At 45.4% G+C, this 19,471-nt stretch carries 14 protein-coding genes; 4 read left to right on the forward strand and 10 right to left on the reverse strand.

The genetic code is table 11. The annotated features are described in order from the left end of the window. Nucleotides 1–248 precede the first annotated feature (248 nt). From FTD44_RS13365 to FTD44_RS13395, 7 genes are all read right to left on the reverse strand, one after another. A complete protein-coding gene (locus tag FTD44_RS13365) occupies nucleotides 249–575 on the reverse strand; it encodes a DMT family transporter (RefSeq protein ID WP_129019714.1) in 327 nt (108 codons plus the stop codon). A 73-nt stretch (nucleotides 576–648) separates the two neighbouring features. After that, nucleotides 649–1,212, reverse strand: a complete 564-nt coding sequence (locus FTD44_RS13370; RefSeq protein ID WP_222166912.1) for a Crp/Fnr family transcriptional regulator — start codon at nucleotides 1,210–1,212, stop codon at nucleotides 649–651. Beyond that, nucleotides 1,213–1,959: an ABC transporter ATP-binding protein gene (locus FTD44_RS13375; protein WP_222166913.1), complete on the reverse strand. Its 747-nt coding sequence runs from the start codon at nucleotides 1,957–1,959 to the stop codon at nucleotides 1,213–1,215. A gap of 54 nt (nucleotides 1,960–2,013) precedes the next feature. After that, a complete protein-coding gene (locus tag FTD44_RS13380) occupies nucleotides 2,014–2,907 on the reverse strand; it encodes an alpha/beta fold hydrolase (protein ID WP_222166914.1) in 894 nt (297 codons plus the stop codon). Nucleotides 2,908–3,002: 95 nt separating this feature from the next. Then, on the reverse strand, nucleotides 3,003–3,482 hold the full coding sequence (locus tag FTD44_RS13385) for a hypothetical protein (RefSeq protein WP_222166915.1): 480 nt from the start codon (nucleotides 3,480–3,482) through the stop codon (nucleotides 3,003–3,005). A gap of 58 nt (nucleotides 3,483–3,540) precedes the next feature. Then, nucleotides 3,541–4,332, reverse strand: coding sequence for a PASTA domain-containing protein (locus FTD44_RS13390; protein WP_222166916.1), 792 nt, complete (start codon nucleotides 4,330–4,332; stop codon nucleotides 3,541–3,543). Nucleotides 4,333–4,373: 41 nt separating this feature from the next. Beyond that, a complete protein-coding gene (locus tag FTD44_RS13395) occupies nucleotides 4,374–5,363 on the reverse strand; it encodes a D-alanine--D-alanine ligase (RefSeq protein WP_222166917.1) in 990 nt (329 codons plus the stop codon). A 147-nt stretch (nucleotides 5,364–5,510) separates the two neighbouring features. Between FTD44_RS13395 and FTD44_RS13400 the strand changes: the two genes are divergently transcribed. The 3 genes from FTD44_RS13400 to hppD all read left to right on the forward strand — a co-directional run bounded on the left by FTD44_RS13400 (nucleotide 5,511) and on the right by hppD (nucleotide 8,764). Next, nucleotides 5,511–6,989 (forward strand): carboxypeptidase-like regulatory domain-containing protein, encoded by a 1,479-nt coding sequence (locus tag FTD44_RS13400; RefSeq protein ID WP_222166918.1) that lies wholly within the window; start codon nucleotides 5,511–5,513, stop codon nucleotides 6,987–6,989. Between the two features lie 66 nt (nucleotides 6,990–7,055). Continuing rightward, entirely contained in the window at nucleotides 7,056–7,565 is a 510-nt protein-coding gene (locus FTD44_RS13405) for a tetratricopeptide repeat protein (RefSeq protein WP_129019706.1), read from the forward strand. A 68-nt stretch (nucleotides 7,566–7,633) separates the two neighbouring features. Continuing rightward, nucleotides 7,634–8,764, forward strand: coding sequence for a 4-hydroxyphenylpyruvate dioxygenase (gene hppD, locus FTD44_RS13410; RefSeq protein ID WP_129019705.1), 1,131 nt, complete (start codon nucleotides 7,634–7,636; stop codon nucleotides 8,762–8,764). Between the two features lie 58 nt (nucleotides 8,765–8,822). Here the strand turns inward: hppD and FTD44_RS13415 are convergent, their stop codons facing one another. From FTD44_RS13415 to FTD44_RS13425, 3 genes are read right to left on the reverse strand one after another with little or no spacing between them, the layout of a single operon-like run. Beyond that, nucleotides 8,823–10,898, reverse strand: coding sequence for a gliding motility-associated C-terminal domain-containing protein (locus FTD44_RS13415; protein WP_222166919.1), 2,076 nt, complete (start codon nucleotides 10,896–10,898; stop codon nucleotides 8,823–8,825). Nucleotides 10,899–10,928: 30 nt separating this feature from the next. Next, nucleotides 10,929–13,058, reverse strand: a complete 2,130-nt coding sequence (locus FTD44_RS13420; protein ID WP_222166920.1) for a gliding motility-associated C-terminal domain-containing protein — start codon at nucleotides 13,056–13,058, stop codon at nucleotides 10,929–10,931. A 38-nt stretch (nucleotides 13,059–13,096) separates the two neighbouring features. Beyond that, a complete protein-coding gene (locus tag FTD44_RS13425) occupies nucleotides 13,097–15,175 on the reverse strand; it encodes a gliding motility-associated C-terminal domain-containing protein (protein WP_222166921.1) in 2,079 nt (692 codons plus the stop codon). Between the two features lie 182 nt (nucleotides 15,176–15,357). On the opposite strand from FTD44_RS13425, the gene FTD44_RS13430 reads away from it, so the two are divergent. Continuing rightward, nucleotides 15,358–19,440 carry a choice-of-anchor I family protein gene (locus tag FTD44_RS13430; protein ID WP_222166922.1) on the forward strand — a complete coding sequence of 1,361 codons (4,083 nt, stop codon included), beginning with the start codon at nucleotides 15,358–15,360 and terminating at the stop codon, nucleotides 19,438–19,440. Nucleotides 19,441–19,471 lie beyond the last annotated feature (31 nt).

Below are 19,471 nucleotides of genomic sequence, written 5' to 3' on the forward strand. Positions count from 1 at the left end.
GCGCTGCCTTTTGAAGTATAATACCTTATAATAAATTTTTTCCCTGGTTTGTCCCAACCTTTTCCAACAATACCTCGTCTATTATTATACCAAGCAGGAAAGAGGAACCTTCCTGATACATCTATCAGGTTGGGCAACTTTTTCAGCGGAAACCAAGCCCTGTAAACCCCTATACGTTTCATACTTCTATCACCATCAAACCGGCCCATTAATCGTTTCATTACGGCTAATGGGCTTTCCCTTTCAGCTTAATGGCTGACCATTTTCAGTCCCACAATAGAACCAATCAGGGTAAAGATGAAAAATAAGCGCCAGAAATTGGTAGGATCTTTAAATACAAATATCCCGATCAGTACGGTACCTACGGCACCGATTCCGGTCCATACAGCATAAGCGGTACCCAATGGAAGGGTCTGTGTGGCTTTGATCAGCAATAGCATACTGATAGAGCAGGTGATGACAAATGCAGTATACCAGAGGTAGGCAGTGGTACCTGTGCTCTGCTGTGCTTTGCCCAGGCAGGAGGTAAAGGCGACTTCAAAAAATCCGGCAATAATCAATATGATCCAGTTCATTTTATGTTGATTGTTTGCGGCAAAGTTCGTGAAGCGCTGCGAAATATCATTTTACAAATGATAAAAAATGCGGTTAGCGGATGTCGGCCCGGATACGGCTGAGGCTTACCTGGGTAATGCCTAAATAGGAAGCAATGTGCCCCAGTGATACACGTTGCAGCAAACCCGGTTGGTGCTGCATCAGTTCCTGGTATCGTTCTGTGGCGGTGCGGAACTGGCGGGAGATAAGTCGTTCTTCTGTTTTGATCAGTTCTTTTTCTGCAAAGCGGCGTCCCCAGTTTGCTATAGCAATATCGGTTTCGAATAATTGCTGCAATGTATGACTGTGTACCCGGTACAGGTTACAGTCTTCCAGCAGTTCGATAGATTCATAACCGGCCTGCTGATCTACATAGCTGCGCATAGAGATCACAATATCGCCTTCCTGTCCGAACCAGAAAGTAATATCACTATCCTCCCTTTCGGCATAGGCGCGTACGATGCCTTTTTCTATAAAGTATACTTCTTTTTCTACCTTATCGGCCTGCAGGAGTATATGTCCTTTGCGCAGCTGTACCGGTTCGAGCAGCTCCGTCAGGAGCAGGAGGCTGGCTTCCGGTAAGGGATAAATATGCAATATGGATTCGCGGATCGTCATTTATTCTCTTAAGGAACGGCCGGTGTAGTGAAGGAATAATTCTTCCAGCGTATGCACATCGGCTACCTGGTGCTTCAGCTCATCGATGGTACCCTGTACGACCAATCTGCCATTGTCTACGATGGCAATTTCATGGCAGAGTCTTTCTGCTTCTTCCAGCAAATGGGAGGTATAGAGTATGGTATGCCCTTCTTCATTATAGGCTTGCAGGAAATCCAGGATCATAGCCCGGGAGTGGATATCTACCCCGGCTGTAGGTTCGTCCAGGATCAGCAGCTCCGGGTCATGCAGCAGGGACGCAATAATATTGCAGCGCCTTTTCATACCGCCGCTGTAATGCTTTACTTTCTTGTGGGCACTGTTTTGCAGACCGAAGCGCTCCAGCAGGAAGGTAATCTTATCCTGCAGCTGCGGCTGGGGGATATTGTATAGTCCGCCGATGTATGAGAGGTTTTCCCAGGCAGTAAGCAGGGGATATAATGCAATCTGTTGTGTAACAATACCCGTTTTCTGCAGGATCTGGTGCATCTGGGTACGGGCATTGAGGCCCATTACCTCTACAGTACCGGTATCCGGCATCACCAAACCGCACATAATAGATATGGTGGTGGTTTTACCAGCGCCGTTCGGCCCCAGTAAACCTGATATTTTGCCTTTGGGAAAACGCAGGGTTAAGCCATCCAGAGAGTTGAACTCTGCATGCGGATATCGTTTAAACAGGTCTGCAATATTTATAGCGTACTCCATAAACCTTCGGGGGCGGGTATTGATAGCAATTTAGAATGGGCAAATATAGTTTATTTAGCTTTTCTGCTCCTGTTCTTTAATAAAGCTGTGGATATAATGGTTGACATCTGTAGCTTTCTCCCATTGAACAAAATGCCCGCAGCGGGGTATAATTTCATACTGCAAAGCACGGAAAGAAGGCTGTGCCGACAATAACAGCTGCCGTACAGAGACCGGATGAATAAACCGGTTGGGAATGAGCCCGTCTTTCTCTCCGAATAAAATATATACCGGTACTGCTATATCAGCAAACCGATCACTGACCGGTTCGTCCAGCATAGCACCTATACAGGCTTCCATCATTTTACGGTAATGCTCTTTCGGATGCAGTTGCAACTGCTCCAGGAGGTTATGAATAAATGGTTGAATATCTGCAGAAAGAATGTAAAAACTATTCTGAATCGCCTTGCGTAAGCTATTCTCTTCCGAGCTCAGCATATCTACCAGCGCCATAGTGCTTTTGTATAAAGACCGCTCCCAGTCATTAAAGGTTTCTATACCGGCCGGTGCGCATTGCACCAGGCCTTTGACCTGTGGCATGTTCTGTGCGGCCAGGGTAAACGCTACCTGTCCGCCCATGGAATGGCCGCAAAGGTATACCCGCTCCAGTCCCAGTTCATGGATGAACTCTTTGATACAGGATGCAAAAAAGTGCATACTGTAAGGGTAGTCCATCGCGCGGGACGAGCTTCCATTGCCGGGAAGGTCTATAGCGATACAGCGATAATACTGTTTCAGATAAGAAATATTGCGCTGCCATGCTGAAAAATTATGTCCCAGTCCGTGAATGAACAGGAGTACAGGGGCATCTGCAGGACCTTCATCGCAATAGGCAATGGTAACTGAATTGAACAGGATAGGGCAGTAGTGTACGGTGTAGGGGTAAAACCTGGCAGAGCTCTGTTGCATGTCTGGAAATCTTGGAATTCGCACTATTGAATAAGGGTTTATCTTATTACAGACAAACCCTTATTCAAATATAAATATTTTAAACCATTACCAGCTTACTCTTCTTTAGAATAAGTGTAGATCGTACTTGTCGTAACCGTAGAGCTTACGTCTTTACGCTCATCAATAGTGAAGGTTTTGATATCAACCAGTTTGAAATCTCCCTTTACTACTATAGAACCATCTACATTAGCTTTGTTGGAATATATCTTAATATAATTCTCATTCTGAATGTTATAGAACAAGCTTCTCAGATCCGGATCTGAAGGAGTACATTTGGTCCAGTGCTCGAAAACAGAGAGATCTGATGTAGAAGGGAAATACCACTTATTATCCTTTACACATGGAGGAATACTGCCGAAAGTGCTGGTCCAGGTATTAGTAGGAACTTTTACATTAGAGTTTACTTTGACGTCAGTAAGGATCCAGTGCTTGTCCATCAATGCCTTTTCGTAAGAAATGTTAATCTTTGGCTCATCTTCACAGGAAGTCAGAAACAAAGCTGCACCTATTGTAGCAAGTAAAATCTTTTTCATATCTCTTAAAAAAATAATTAACAGTGTAAATATAATGATAATTCTGAGCAATCCTAACTTATTCAGGATTTTCGTTTTGCGCCTCTATTTCCAGTGGTTGCTGACGGATACGGATATCCATATTTTCTCCTTCCAGGATCGTATTAGGGTAGCCCTGCTCGTTACGTGCAGTAGGCATCTGGAAGTAGACAACAGCTGTATTGGAATCGGAAATGGCACCATCCCATACTTCAGTAATGAAAATATTATTTTCCTGCAGTATTTTGATTGCATCACGGTACGGAACATTGATCAGGTTCGGTACATTGACACTGACATTGCTGAGGCCCGAGCCTACTACCAGGTCGATACGGGAACCCTGGCGTACTTTTTGCCCTGGTTTGATCGCAACACCATTGATCAGTTGCTGTAATACGGCATCCTTAGCCATATCCGGTTTAAAGAGCGTATCTCCCAGCACCAGCTTATTGCTTTCCAGGATCAGCACCGCACTACGGAAAGAAAGATTAACCAGGTTAGGCATCTCCACTTCCGGTGCATATGTTTTATTCACCAGCAGGAATATAGTACGGCCCGGTTTTACAGTAGATCCCTGAACCGGTTGTACATCCAGTATCTCCAGTGCTTTTTTAGTAGGATCGAAGATTGAGTCAATATTTATTTTAAAGCCCTGCTGTTCCAGCACTTTTATTGCCTCTGCAGCATTTTTCCCTTTCAGGTTCGGTACAGTAGTAGAGTCTCCGTGTTTGGTCATCAAGCTGAGCGATGCAAAAAATGCAAAGTACAGCGCGAAGCCTATACCGATGATCACCAGCAGATTGAACCAGAACGAACGAAACAGTTTTTTCATCAATTATATTTTTGATCTTATAATGCGAGTGCTAAGGTAAATTATTTTTTATTGCGCAGGCACTCCTCCAGCATTTGCTCATAGAAGTCGCTGAGTTCCATTCCGGCAGCACGTACCTGTTGTGGAATCAGGCTGCGCTCACTTTGTCCCGGCATTGTATTAACCTCCAGGAAGTACAATTCCTGGTTGTGCTTGTTCAGGATAAAGTCCATGCGTACAAAACCTTTACAGTTCAGTCGCAGGAAAATCACTTTGGCCTTATCCTGCAATGTAGTCAGGATATCATCGGTAATCTGTGCCGGTGTGATCTCATCACTTTCATTATTATACTTTGCTGCATAGTCAAAGAATTCATTTTTGGAAATGATCTCGGTAGGAGGCAGGGTCGAGATATCGTTGCCTACGCGGTATACACCCATAGTCAGCTCACGGCCTTCGATATATTCTTCGATCAGGGCCTGTGTATCTACTTTAAATACCGCTTCTATAGCACCTTGTAAGTCTTCCACTTTAGATACTTTGGTCGTGGCAATGCTCGAACCGCCTTCATTAGGTTTTACGAATACCGGTAATTGTACCTTCTCCAGGATAGAACCAAGCGAATACGAATCTTCTTTAAATAAGTGTACCGATTTGGCAATCTTTACGATACCGAAATCATTAACTACTTTATTGCAGAAGCTCTTATTAAAAGTTACCGCAGATACAATCGCATTGCAGGTTGTATAAGGGAGACCGATCATATCGAAGTAGCCCTGCAGCTTACCATCCTCACCTGGCGTACCGTGAATAGCGATAAAGACCGCATCAAAGCTGATCTTCTGACCATCCAGGTTCAGTGAAAAATCGTTCTTGTCTACAGAAACCTGCTGACCATTATATTCATGATACCAGCTTTCTTTGGTAATGATGATCTTGTATACAGCGTATTTATCTGCATTCAGGTGCTTTTCAATTGTTGCGGCAGAGCCGATAGAAATGATATGTTCTTCACTATAGCCGCCGGCTACAAGGGCAATATTTTTTTTCATTATACTCAATAGATCGTGTGTGTAATAAGAATGCCAAAGGTAATTAAATTGATCCTACTTTTTGCTAACTAATCCGGAAGTCGTACTCATTAATTCGTGATATAATATTGTATATTTGAATTTGCCTGAAAAAAGACGCTTCTCTTTATGAAAAAACAATTTAAGTTTTTGCCACTCATTCTTTTATGTTTCCTATTTAGTAATCATATCTGGGCCAAACAATTATACGGCAGAGTAGTGGATGCGAAGGATGGAGCACCGGTTGCCGGCTGTGCCGTCTACATCAATTACTCGACTATCGGCACTACAACCGGTAAAGACGGGCGTTTTACACTTCAATATAACGGGACCTTGCCCGCAGATCTGGCTTTTCAGTCTGTAGGTTATGAATCCAGGATGGTCAATATTACGGCCACCAGCCCGGAGGAGATCAATATTTCTTTGGCAGTCAGGGATAATGAACTGCAGGAGGTAAAAGTACTGGCCCCTATAGAAAAAGGATGGGCCCGTTTCGGCAAAGACTTCCTGGAAGCATTTCTGGGCTATTCAGACTGGAGCGAGCAATGTGTGCTGGTCAATAAAGAAGTCCTCACCTTTCGCTTTGATAAAGAACTGCAGACATTATATGTACATGCTTCGGCACCCCTGATCATTAAACACAACCAGCTGGGCTATATTATTAATTATGACCTGATGGATTTCTCCAGGAATTATAAAGATCATGCTATATACTTTACCGGATCGGCCCGCTATGAGCCAATGGTGCTGAAGAGCAAAAAGAAACAGGCGAGGGTAACTAAAAACAGACTGGAATCATACTATGGATCTATAAATCATTTTATGCGTGCCGTATACCAGCGCAAATGCCGGGAAGAAGGCTTTGTTGTGAATGCTATGGTGCGTATAGACGGGAAAGATTACGGACGTTACGTTTCTTTATGGACAGATACCATTGATACCAAAAATACCGGCGATGTCAAAAGGCTGGCAACGAGTATGCTGTCTCACCCTGGGGTAGATACACAACGTATTGTCCCGTTCTTCATCGCTTTGAAACAATGGATGGATAAGGATACGCAGCAAAGTGTTATACATTTTCCCCTGCCGCTGAAAGATACGGTGAAGACCACCAATCATCACTATTTCATAGAAAGAACAGCCAGGCCGGAACGGTTTACCGTTAAGTATTATGACTATAGCCGTTTATCGCCGCAGGACAGCATGAGGAAGTTTGAGATGTCCGAAATGAACCTGGTCGGCAATCCCGGTATTTTCCAGAAGCCGGTTAAAGCGGTCTCCAACATGATGGATATTGTATATAACATGCCCTTACCCATTGATTCTTTCCGTATCGCTGTCGATAGCCCTGAAATAGCGCTTTCATTCAAAAAATACCTGCAGGTAACCTACCTGTTGGAAAAAGAAGAACTGCCCTACCTGAAACGTAAATCGCCATTTGCACCACTGGAGCCCAAAGAACAAAGAAGTGTACTCTCTCTGCGCGATGCTGATGAAGTGCTGATACAGGAGAATGGCAATTACTATCCGCCTTATGCCTTATTCCTGGAAGGGTACTGGTCTTACGAAAAGCTGGATAAACAATTACCATTGGATTACGAACCTTAGACTGTCGTATTTTAATGACAAACTTTATAAATATCATTATCTTTGTAGCCCAAATTTTATTTTACTGTGTTTACACCCGTTGTCCGGTTTGCATTGCTGCTGCTTTGCGTGATTGTTGCCATCATTGCGTCTGTTTTTAATATCAAGCTCCTGCTGGTGCTGGCCACATTAATTTCCCTTGCCTTACTTTGGGGTTATTATATGATGGGCACAGTATTCCTTGCACTGAACCGTATGCGTAAGGGACAGCTGGAAGAGGCAGAGCAGATACTGGCTATGACCAAAAAGCCGGAGCGCCTCCTGAAAAGCAGAAAGGCTTACTATTATTATATACAAGCTTACCTGGCAAGAGAGAAGGATGATTTCGGTACAGCCAGAAATCTATTCGAAATGGCGCTGGACCTGGGCTTAAGCGTAGAGCATGATAAGGCTGTATCCCTGCTGGCCCTGGCAGATATGGCAGTGATCAATGGCAATAAAGAGCAGGCCCGCAGTTACCTGCAACGGATGAAAGGCCTTAAAGTACAACCACAACTGATGCCGGAAATACAGAAGATGCAGCAGCTTCTTGCATAAGCATTTGTAAAAAAATGCTACATTTGGAGCATAAAATCAGATTAAATAATAAATTATATACATATATCATGTCCACAGAAACATTTGCACAGAAAATTGCCAAAGCGCAGGATTTCTTACCGATCAACGGTACAGATTATATCGAGTTTTATGTAGGTAATGCCAAGCAGGCTGCCCACTATTATAAAACAGCTTTCGGTTTTCAGTCCGTAGCCTATGCTGGTCCTGAAACCGGTGTACGCGACAGAGCTTCTTATGTATTACAGCAGGGTAAAATACGCCTGGTGCTGACTACTGCCCTGAAATCGGATCACCCGATCTCTGAGCATGTAAAAAAACACGGAGATGGTGTAAAAGTACTGGCCCTGTGGGTAGATGATGCATACAGCGCATTTGAAGAAACTACAAAAAGAGGTGCTCGTCCTTATCAGGAGCCGATCACACTGACCGATGAGCATGGCGAAGTGCGCATGAGCGGTATCTACACTTATGGTGAGACCGTACACATGTTCATCGAGCGTAAAAATTATAAAGGTACATTCATGCCGGGTTACGAAGCATGGGAAAGCGCTTATAAACCGGAAGATGCTGGTTTATTATACGTAGACCACTGCGTAGGTAATGTAGACTGGAACAGAATGCTGCCTACCGTAAAATGGTACGAAGAAGTAATGGGATTTGTAAACATCCTGTCTTTCGATGATAAACAAATCAATACCGAATACTCTGCGCTGATGAGTAAAGTAATGAGCAATGGTAACGGTTTTGCAAAATTCCCGATCAACGAGCCTGCAGAAGGTAAGAAAAAATCTCAGATCGAAGAGTACCTGGATTATTACGAAGGCGAAGGTGTACAACACATTGCTGTTGCGACTAAAGACATCGTAAAAACAGTTACTGATCTGAAAGCAAGAGGTGTAGAATTCCTGAGTGCACCGCCGGAAGCATATTATGAAATGCTGCCTGAGCGCGTAGGATCAATCGACGAGGATATCAAAAAATTACAGTCTTTAGGCATCCTGGTAGACCGCGATGAAGAAGGATATCTGTTACAGATCTTCACCAAACCGGTAGAAGACCGTCCTACACTGTTCTTCGAAATTATCGAGCGTCACGGAGCGCAAAGCTTCGGTGCAGGTAACTTCAAAGCATTATTTGAAAGCATCGAAAGAGAGCAGGCGAAAAGAGGTAACCTGTAATCTTTATCTTAAACATACAATAAAAAATCCCCGGATCATTTCCGGGGATTTTTTCGTTTTATCGTACCAGTGTAATATCTCCTTTCAGCCATTGCTTGTCGGTATCACCATACCGGTTTGATAGGCTTATGGTATAGAAATACACACCGGCATCGGCCGGACGGTTATTACTGTAAGTGCCGTCCCATCCGGTTCCTTTGCGGTTGGTCATGTATACCAGTTGTCCGTAACGGTTGTAGATCTTGAGTTCATAATACAAAGCATCACAATCGGGGTTAAATACCGGCATAAATATATCATTACGGCCATCGCCATTAGGAGTAAAGGCATTTGGAGCTATAGGCCTGCAGTTACAGTTTATCGCTCCGATCCGTACAGAGTCCGTCTGCAGTCCGCATTTATTTTCGGTATAGGCAGTATAGACTCCGGCATTGTTTATGGTGATGGAAGCCCCGGTCTGGCCCGTGTTCCAGCGTATGGTACTGTTCATATTGGTTGTGGCTTCTAAAAGGAGCGGACTGCCTGCACAGATAATGGTATCTTCCTGCAGTACATGTATTTCCGGTGTAATGAGACTAAGCTCAATAGTATCGGTAAAGGTACAGGGACCATTGGAAGCCACTACATAATAAGTACCAGCCGTATGGATAGTTATTGCAGCAGTAGTACTGCCATTGTTCCAGAGATAAGTATCTAATCTGGGATCATGAGCATTAATAGTAATGGCATCGCCCTGGCAGATACTGGTATCACCCTGTAATAACCGGGGTGGAGGAATGACCGTTGCACGGAAAGTATCGGTATATAAGTGACAATCCAGGGAGAGCGATTGTACCCAATAGTCTCCTGGCTGATATATAGTCCTGCCGGCGACCGCACTGCCATTATCCCAATTATAAGACACCATATTCTGATGCGGATTGTTGATCATTACACTATCATCCGGACACAGCAGTGCTACAGGTATAAGATCGGGATTGCTGATGGTGTCGACCTTCGTTATCCTTAGTGCGGTAGCGCCTAGTCTCATTAAGGTAGTCTGGGACTGAGTATTGGTATACAATGGGGTATATGTGCAGCCGGCTCCAAGCACATTCGGCTGTTCTATCCGTGCCAGACTACTGGTTACAGGAGCGGTACGATAAATCTTACCGTCCGGGGCCAGTCTTAAATCAGAGTAGGTATTGCCGGGAGCGATAAGAGTGGCTGAGGACGCAATGGCTGCCAGATTGGGGTATAATTGCAGGTTCAGCTGCTGCAAACCATTGTTGTTCGTTATATACATTAATTGCTCATCCGGCGAACATTCAAAGCGGAAAGTAGTGATACCCGGTATCAGCTCAAAGTTGGTAAACTGCCCTGTATATTTATTAAATTCAGACCGTAAAAGCCCGTTGAGTGTGGTCCGGTAAGCCGTTTGCGAAAGCGGAAGTATTTTGGTCAATCCTGTAAGACTGATATACGCTGTATTAAAGCCAGGTGTAGAAATGACGGGTGTCGTACTGACCCCATTGTCATCTATTTTATAGGCATAATATGCACAGTTATACGGCACATCCATAGTCACAATGTACCAATAGCTGTTGCAATCTCCATAGGTAACCGTCATGAACTCTGACAGGGAAAAGTCCGGGCCTCCGAACAGTACCGTATTTTTGGAAGAAGGTACCACATCTCCCAGTCCGCCATTCAGGCTCATATCCACGATATGGTAGTATATCGAATCGGAATTTTCCTCTATGGACCTGGCAGAGAATACATAATATTGATTGGGGTTAGCCGGATTGGGTACAGTCTGTACACAGTCCTGTCCGGAGCCATAACTGGTGGGAATGCCCGCAGTGGCATTATTACCTTTCAGACCTGTTGCATTGGGCATATCGTTGCCATTCCGGTCCCAGATACGACAGCCGATGGTATAAAACAGCAGATTACCTTGTGCATCGCTCACCGCAGCACTGCTTTCAAAAGTGAGCATGCCGGAGTTGGAACTATAGGTCGGCGGGCTGGAGTTGAAATCCAGGTGATGCCCATTACCGAAATGCCAATGATTATTCTCTCCCTGTGTGTAACCGGTTGTCCCCGATAGACACATACACAATAAAAAGAGGTAAATGCTGTATTTATTGTTCATGATGCACCTGTTGAGCGTTTGAAAATCAGATTAGCGAACCAGTAAAATATCCCCTTTGAGGAATTTCGCATCCGTATCGCCATATCGGTTCGATAGTTTTACGGTATAGAAGTACACACCGGCATCGGCCGGTCTCAGGTCGCTGGCATAAGTGCCATCCCAGCCCGTGCCCTTCCGGTTGGTCATGTATACCAGCTGCCCGTAACGGTTATAGACCTTCAGTTCATAATACAAAGCATCACAATCGGGATTAAACACCGGCATGAAAATATCATTGCGGCCATCGCCGTTGGGTGTAAACGCATTGGGAACAATCGGTCTGCAATCACAGTCCATATCCGTGATCCGTACCGAATCGGCCTGTATACCACATTTGTTTTCCGTATAGGCTTTATATATGCCTGCACTGTTGATATAAATCGATGGCCCGGTTTGTCCTGTACTCCAGTGGATGACATCCCCGATAGTACTTACAGCGTCCAACAGCACATTACTGCCTTTGCAAATAAGGGTATCCTCATGCAGCAGATCAATCTCCGGATTTATCGTACTGATATTGATGGTATCGGAAAAAAAGCAGTTACGTATCTGTACCCTTACATGGTAAGATCCGGCCTCGGTTATGGTAATGGACGGAGCAGTACTGCCATTGCTCCATAAGTAAGCATCAGCATGGAGATCTTTTGTCTTTAAGGTATAGAGATCACCATAGCAGATAGTGGTGTCTGCGCCCAGCAGCTGAGGAGCTTCTTTCATCGTTACAATAAAGGTGTCGATATACAAAAGGCAGTTGCTGGAATAAGAGCGCAGCCAGTATACACCCGGCTGATATACCGTATTCTGGGCAGTGGTATCTCCGTTGTCCCATTCAGAATAAACAATATTGGAATGAGTACCGCTTAAGACCAGGCTGTCTCCGGCACAGTACAGGGCCAGTCTGTGTATCGTAGAATCGTTACTGGTTATGGTATCCCTGTTGCGTCTGGTAAGGGATTGCGTACTCAGTTTGAAATTTTGATAATTAGCCAGTCCGCTTAAAAATGGAGTATAGGTGGGATTGAGTGTAGCAGCCATACCCGGGAGGTTGGGCTGCTCTATACGGGCCAGATACTCGCTGTAGCCGGTAGCCGGATTATACACGTAATTGACGAAATATACTTTGTTATCCGGCCCCAGACGGATGTCATAAGCAGCATTGCCCGCAACAGAGGGGTTGGTAATTCCGGTCAGTAAAGGCACAGCAGACGAGCCTATGGCGGCCAGGTTGGGGTATAGCTGTACATTATATTGCCTGATGGCCTGATTTGAAATACCTGACAAGTACAAAGAGTTCCAGTCTGGAGAAAGCTCCAGTGCAAAACCGCTGGGCGCATTGGGAATGATCCCAAAGTTGCTGAACTGCCCGGAGTTATGATCGAAAGCAGCCCGTATGATATTACCAAGCACTACACCGTAAGCTAAAGGGTTATTATCGCTTATTTTAAGCGAGCGTATATAGGAGAATCCTATAATCATAGGGGAGGAGACCGGTGTGCCTATACCTGTTTCACTCACAAGGCAGGCATGGAGCTGGCAATTATTTTGCGTACTGGTAGCAAAAACAAACCAGTAGCTGTTACAGGGCCCGTATGTAATAGCCGACATCTCCAGCAGGTTACCGGAACCATATAGAACACTGTTTTTGGAGGATGCGACAACATCTCCCAGGCCATTGTTGAGGGTCATGTCTACAATATGGTAGAAAATGGTATCTGAGCCGTCTTCAATCGGACTTCCTGAAAATACATAATACTGGTCCGGGTTTGCAGGATTGGGCAATGTCTGTACACAGTCCTGTCCGGAGCCATATCCTTGGCCGTTAAAATAAGGGCCGTTTCCTTTCAGTCCCGTGGCATTGGGCATTTCATTACCGTTCCTGTCCCAGATACGGCACCCTATGGTATAGAACAGCAGGTTACCCTGAGCATCGCTTACCGTAGCCGCACTTTCTATCGTCTGCATGTTTGTGTTTTGCAGATAAGTCGGGGGATTGGCATTAAAGTCAATATGATCGCCTGCGCCGAACACCCAATGATTATTCTCGCCCTGGGCAAAACCTTTGCCGGTATGAAACAGGGAGGTAATGATTAAAATAAGGTAAATGCAGTATCTGTAATCCATAGCATAACTAATGTGTAGTAAAGAGGAGCAAAATATATTTATCGCACCAGGGTAATATCTCCTTTCAGTAATTGCTTGTCTGTATCTCCGTATCGATCTGTAAGGCTTATGGTGTAGAAATATACACCAGCATCGGCCAGTCTGTTATTGCTGTAAGTGCCATCCCATCCGGTGCCTTTTCTGTTCGTCATGTATACCAGTTGCCCGTAACGGTTATAAATCTTCAGTTCATAATACAATGCATCACAATCCGGATTAAATACCGGCAAGAAAATATCATTGCGGCCGTCACCATTGGGGGTAAAGGCATTGGGGGTGATGGGTTTGCAGTTACAATTCATCTCTTCTATATGTACAGAATCGGCCTGCGTTCCACATTCGTTTTCAGTATAGGCCTGGTATACGCCTGCACGATTAATCGTTATAGACGGACCCGTTTGTCCGGTGTTCCAGCGTATCGTGCTGCCCATATTGGTTGTGGCAAAGAGCTGTAATGCGCTGCCAGAACAGATGATGGTATCTTGAGGTGTAGCCAGTATACTTGCCTTGATGGTCGTTATCTGTATCGTGTCTGTAAACTGGCAGTGCCCAGTCCATGCTTTTACTATATAGGTACCTGCATTGTATACGATAAGTGACGGCCCTGTACTGCCATCGCTCCAGAGGTAATGATCCAGTTCTGGTTGGTAGGCATTTAAGGTCAATGCCTTTCCGGCACAAATAGCAGTATCCTTATTCAGTAAGGCCGGCATGATCCTTTTCTTTACAACAAAGGAATCTCTGAATGATTCACAAAAATTATTGATATACTTAACCCAGTAAACACCCGGTATAGAGACCTCCTTGTCCGGGCCGGTACTGCCATCGGACCATTCATAAGCCTGCATGTTTTGTCGCGTGCTGTGCAGGGTAATCGTATCTAAAGGGCAAAGCTGCAATACCGTCTGTGTGCTGGTATATACCGTATCCATGATTTTCCGGCTAAGGCAGGCAGCGCCTAAGCGCATCACATTTGTTGGTGGCGTTTGCAGGGTAATGTACGCCGGAGTGTAGGTACAGGCTGTGCCCGATAGGTTGGGTTGCTCAATCCTGGCCAGTGTTCCGGTGCCCAGATCGACTACATATATCTTTCCATCCGGAGCCAGCCTCATATCGGGGTATTGACTACCTGGGCCTACAGTCGTAGCGGAGGCGCCTATAGCAACCAGGTTGGGGTATAAGGACAGGTTGTATTGTTTTATTGCATCCACATTCTTTACATACATTAACTGCTCATTGGGCGCATATTCAAACCGGTAGCCCTCCGTATTGGGTATGAGCTCAAAATTGCTGAAGACACCGGTCACTTTATTGAAGTTGGCGCGTATAAGACCATTGTTCGTTGTCATATAGGATACCTGACTCTGGGGGAGTATTTTGATCTGGCCTAACAAATGGGCAGAATTTACCGTAAGACTAGGCGTTGAAATGACCGGAGTTGCCGAGATCCCGCTGGCATCTATCTTAAAGGCATAATGAGCAAAATTGTTCGGTTGCCCCCCGGTTGCAATAAACCAGTAGCTGTTACAGGCACCGTATGTTACTGTAGTGTGTTCTTTCAGGCCGTTTTGTACCGTCTGGAAAAGCAAGGTGTTTTTGGTCGCTGGTATTACATCACCTAGCCCCCCGTTTAGGGTCATATCGACCATATGGTAATATACCTTATCACAATCTTCTTCCGCTGATTTGACAGAGAATATATAATACTGATTAGGATTGGCCGGATTGGGCAGGGTTTGTACACAATCAGAACCGGAACCTTTGTACTGAGGCAGCGCAGCTATAGAGTAATTGCCCAATAAGTTAGTTGCATTAGGCATTTCATTGCCGTTACGATCCCATATACGACAGCCGATGGTATAAAACAACAAGTTGCCCTGAGCATCACTTACTGCGGTCGAACTCTCGAAAGTAGATATATTAGAGTTGCCCGCATAAGCCGGTGGGCTCATGTTGAAATTAATATGATGGCCATAGCCAAAATGCCAGTGGTTATTCTCTCCCTGGGCATTTGCAGTATATATACCGCAAAGCAAGAAAAGCAGAATAAGGGACTTAATTCTGATAATACGGTTCATTGTGAGTTAATTAGGGTGCTTAAATATAATATATATATTTCATGTCTGCAAGAATAGGACTCAATTCAGAGAGAAAATATGCTTTATGTATTTGTTTTCAGAATATTCATAATAACATAATTCTGAGTACATATTGATGTAACACTGTACTGGCATATTTGCGGATTATCAATTTTGTAACCATGAATAAGATTTTGACCAGATCAGTAGTGCTGGCTGCAGTGAGCTGTATGAGCGGAGTGTCACTGTTTGCACAGACCAACATTACCCAATGGAACTTTAACTCTCCGACGCCGGACAATAATACCGGTACGGGAACCATGAGTCCTTCGCTGGGTACAGGCACAATGGCCGCCACAGGGGGTACAGCAGCCTCCTTTGCCAGCGGAGCGTCTAACGGAGGCTCATCAGATCCGGCTACCGCCGATAACTCTGGTTTGGGCCTGACCACCTTCCCGACACAAGGCACAGCCAATAAAACTGCCGGTATCACATTTTCTGCCTCTACCGCAGGTTATCAGAATATACGCCTTACGTTCGATCAGCGACACAGTAATACCGGTCCGGCACATATGCAGCTGCAGTATACACTGAATGCCAGCGTAGCTAATCCGGTATGGGTAGATGTGGACACTGCATCTGCACAATCGGGCGATGTATGGAACAGCCGTTCTTTTAACCTTTCGGCTATTACCGGTCTGAACAATAATGCTACTGCAGGATTCAGGGTAGTAGCGGCTTTTGCACCTTCTTCCACTGCATATAATGCCAGCTCTTCGACCGGTACCTACGGTACAGGCGGTACCTGGCGTTTCGATATGGTTACCGTTAAAGGTGACCCGGTTACGACCAGTCCTTTACCAAACCTGGTGATCACCGAGATCATTCACTCTCCGAATGATATTGAGATGATCGAAGTGTATAATGCAGGTACTACTGCCGCAGACCTTACAGGGCTGTACTTTACCAATGGTACAACCGGCAACTTCCCGGCGCAGATGCTGCCGGCAGGAGGTAAGGTGATGTTTGCAACCAATACGACTTCAGCGGCCAGCCTTTTAGGCGGAGGTACGTATAACCTGCTGGGTGCGGGTTTAGGGTCTACCTCCGATATCCTGGTGATCAAAAATGCCAGCGGCGCTATTGTTGATTCTGTTGCCTATCAAGTGGGTACAGCAGGCTGGCCTGCAACACCGGCCGGTACTTATTACGGCTATTCTATAGAGCTGAATAATGCCGCACTGGATAATAATGTAGGGGCTAACTGGACTGCAACCACACAAAATATTGTTTCCTCTGCTTCCGGTCCTATCTGGGCTACACCGGGTGTATACCCGCCACCGGCTCCGAATCCGGCACCGGTAGTGACCTCATTCAGACAAAACAGTGCAACCAGCACCTCTGTAAAGTTCAACCAGGCGGTGACTGCTGCTTCTGCAACCAATACCAGTCATTATGTACTGAACCCAGCCCTGGCGGTAACAGCAGCTACACTGTCGGGTACCGATTCTGTAGTGCTGACCCATGCTCCGCTGGTTGATGGTACTGCTTATACACTGGCTATTAATGGTGTAGTGAACGCCAATGGTATTGCGAATGTGGCTGATACTGCAGACCTTATCTGGAACCAGTCTTCCCCTAACCTTGTTATTACAGAAATCATTCACTCTCCGAATAATATGGAGATGATAGAGGTATATAATGCCGGTACTACAACTGCTGCATTAGGTGGTCTGAAATGGGCCGAGGGTACCAGCGGTAACTTCCCGGTAATGAACCTGCCTGCGGGTGCTAATGTAGTTTTCTCTACCAGCCCTAATACCGCAGATACAATCCTGAATGTACCAGTTATCTATATGCTGGGCGCGGGTTTAAGCTCTTCTGACGATATCCTGGTAATCCGTAACTCATTGAACCAGACAGTAGACTCTGTACACTATTATGCCGGTACAAACGGCTGGCCTGCGAGTCCTGCTGGTCTGTATGGTTTCTCTTACGAACTGACTGTTGCTACGCTTGACAATAATGTGGGTGCAAACTGGATCGTTCCGGTAAATGAAGTGAATCCGGCTCCAGCTGGTGGAACCGTAAGAGCCACACCGGGTGTATATCCTGCTCCTGCAGTTACGCCTGTAAGCGGTATCATCAATTTTGTAGGTAGCGCCGTTGCAGTAAATGAGCAGCAACTGGAACTGAAAATTGTAGCGAATATAGTAGGAGGCATTGCCAATCCTGCTGCGGTAGATATCGAACTGATTCCTGGTGGTACAGCTACCAGCGGCACAGACTTTACGATGCCGGCTAACCTGACCTTTAACTGGCCGGCTGGTGCCAATAATGTAAATGATACCATTACGGTCACCATCGCCAATGACAATATTCCTGAAAATGCAGAATACTTTGCCGTACGTTTTGCCAACCCGGTAAATGTAACCTTGCCAGCTGCAAGTGCTAATCTCTTCACGGCCTTTATCCTGGATGATGATAAGCATGCACCGGTAGCGACAAAATCTGATTTCCTGAACCATGTTACTTCCTATCAGAACCATACTGCAGGCGATAACTCGGCTGAGATCGTTGCCTATGACAAGCAATCTAAACGCCTGTTCATTGCAAACTCCATCGGTGGTAAAATTGATATCGTAGATTTTCATAATCCGGCAAATCCTGTAGCGGTTAATTCTATCTCGATCAATCCGACTTATGGCAACATCAATTCTGTAGCCACAAAGAATGGTATTGTAGTAGCGGCAGTAGAAGACCTGGTTCCGGAAAATCCGGGTAAGGCTGTATTCTTCGATACTAATGGGGTCTTCATTAAATCGGTAACTGTAGGTGCTATGCCGGATATGATTACCTTCACCCACGATGGTAATAAAGTACTGACGGCAAATGAAGGACAACCTAAGTCTGACTATACTATCGATCCGGAAGGTTCTGTATCGATCATTGATATCAGCGGTGGCGTAGCCAATCTGACACAGAGCAATGTATCTACTGCTGACTTCCAGGCCTTCAATGCACAGGCGGCCACACTGAAAGCTGCCGGAGTGCGCATCTTCGGACCTAATGCTACTGTAGCACAGGATATGGAGCCGGAGTACATTACCATTGCGGCCGACAATTCTAAGGCATGGGTTACCTGCCAGGAAAATAATGCTATTGCGGTAATAGACCTGGCTACCAGTACGATTACTGATGTACTGCCTTTAGGAACGAAAGATCATAGCCTGACTAATAATGCACTGGATGTGAATGACCAGAGCGACAGCATTGCGCTGGCTAACTGGCCGATCAAGGGTTTATATATGCCGGATGCGATTGCTTCTTATTCCGTTAACGGACAAACATACCTGGTTACGGCCAATGAAGGTGATGCCCGCGAGTACAATGCTTACGCAGAAGTGGTACGTTTAGGTGCGGCTACTTATACACTGGATCCGGTGGCGTTCCCTAATGCTGCCTTCCTGAAAGCAAACCTGGGTCGCCTGAATGTGACTACTGCTTCTGGAGATACAGATGGTGATGGTGACTTTGATGAAATCCATGCATTCGGTAGCCGTTCTTTCTCTATCTGGAACGGAACAACCGGTGCGCTGGTTTCTGATAACGGACAGGATTTTGAACTGATCACAGCGCAGCATCCGCAATACCATGCAGTATTCAATGCGAGCAACAGTAATAATACGTTCAAAAATCGCAGTGATGATAAAGGCCCTGAGCCGGAAGGCATTGCTGTAGCGAAGATCGGAGATAAGCACTATGCATTTATCGCCCTGGAAAGAACCGGTGGTTGTATGGCCTATGATATTACCAATCCTGCCGCACCGGTATTTGTAGATTATAAAAATACCCGCAACCTTGCTACCTATGGCGGAGACAATGGTGCAGAAGGCATTATCTATATCGATTCTGTAAGCTCTCCGACCGGAAAACCTTATGTGATCCTGGCCAATGAAGTTTCTTCTTCCTTAAGTATTTACGAAGTAAAACCATTCCTGCCCACTACTACCGGATCTGTGGCAGCAGCAACGTTCTGTTATGCATTCCCTAATCCGGCTACCGCAGAGGTTAATCTGCTGGTTGAAGGAGCAGTAAAAAATGCGACTATACAGGTAATGGATATTACCGGTAAAGTGATCCTGGAAGACCATATGAACGGTAACCTGAAAACGCTGAACCTGCAATCTGTTCCTGCCGGAGCATACTTTATCCAGTATAAAGATGCACAACGCAGCGGAACGGTTAAAGTACAGAAGCTGTAACAGTTTCCTGATGATAAAAAGAAGAGCGGCA

The organism is Edaphocola aurantiacus (genome assembly GCF_019797745.1).
Lineage (GTDB): Bacteria > Bacteroidota > Bacteroidia > Chitinophagales > Chitinophagaceae > Edaphocola > Edaphocola aurantiacus.

Excerpts from the sequence above, each read along its gene's own strand:
- FTD44_RS13390 (WP_222166916.1), bottom strand. The coding sequence starts at position 4,332 with ATGAAAAAACTGTTTCGTTCGTTCTGGTTCAATCTGCTGGTGATCATC.
- FTD44_RS13400 (WP_222166918.1), top strand. The coding sequence starts at position 5,511 with ATGAAAAAACAATTTAAGTTTTTGCCACTCATTCTTTTATGTTTCCTA.
- FTD44_RS13385 (WP_222166915.1), bottom strand. The coding sequence starts at position 3,482 with ATGAAAAAGATTTTACTTGCTACAATAGGTGCAGCTTTGTTTCTGACT.
- FTD44_RS13370 (WP_222166912.1), bottom strand. The coding sequence starts at position 1,212 with ATGACGATCCGCGAATCCATATTGCATATTTATCCCTTACCGGAAGCC.
- FTD44_RS13420 (WP_222166920.1), bottom strand. The coding sequence starts at position 13,058 with ATGGATTACAGATACTGCATTTACCTTATTTTAATCATTACCTCCCTG.
- FTD44_RS13415 (WP_222166919.1), bottom strand. The coding sequence starts at position 10,898 with ATGAACAATAAATACAGCATTTACCTCTTTTTATTGTGTATGTGTCTA.
- FTD44_RS13375 (WP_222166913.1), bottom strand. The coding sequence starts at position 1,959 with ATGGAGTACGCTATAAATATTGCAGACCTGTTTAAACGATATCCGCAT.
- FTD44_RS13425 (WP_222166921.1), bottom strand. The coding sequence starts at position 15,175 with ATGAACCGTATTATCAGAATTAAGTCCCTTATTCTGCTTTTCTTGCTT.
- FTD44_RS13395 (WP_222166917.1), bottom strand. The coding sequence starts at position 5,363 with ATGAAAAAAAATATTGCCCTTGTAGCCGGCGGCTATAGTGAAGAACAT.
- FTD44_RS13430 (WP_222166922.1), top strand. The coding sequence starts at position 15,358 with ATGAATAAGATTTTGACCAGATCAGTAGTGCTGGCTGCAGTGAGCTGT.
- FTD44_RS13380 (WP_222166914.1), bottom strand. The coding sequence starts at position 2,907 with ATGCAACAGAGCTCTGCCAGGTTTTACCCCTACACCGTACACTACTGC.
- FTD44_RS13365 (WP_129019714.1), bottom strand. The coding sequence starts at position 575 with ATGAACTGGATCATATTGATTATTGCCGGATTTTTTGAAGTCGCCTTT.
- hppD (WP_129019705.1), top strand. The coding sequence starts at position 7,634 with ATGTCCACAGAAACATTTGCACAGAAAATTGCCAAAGCGCAGGATTTC.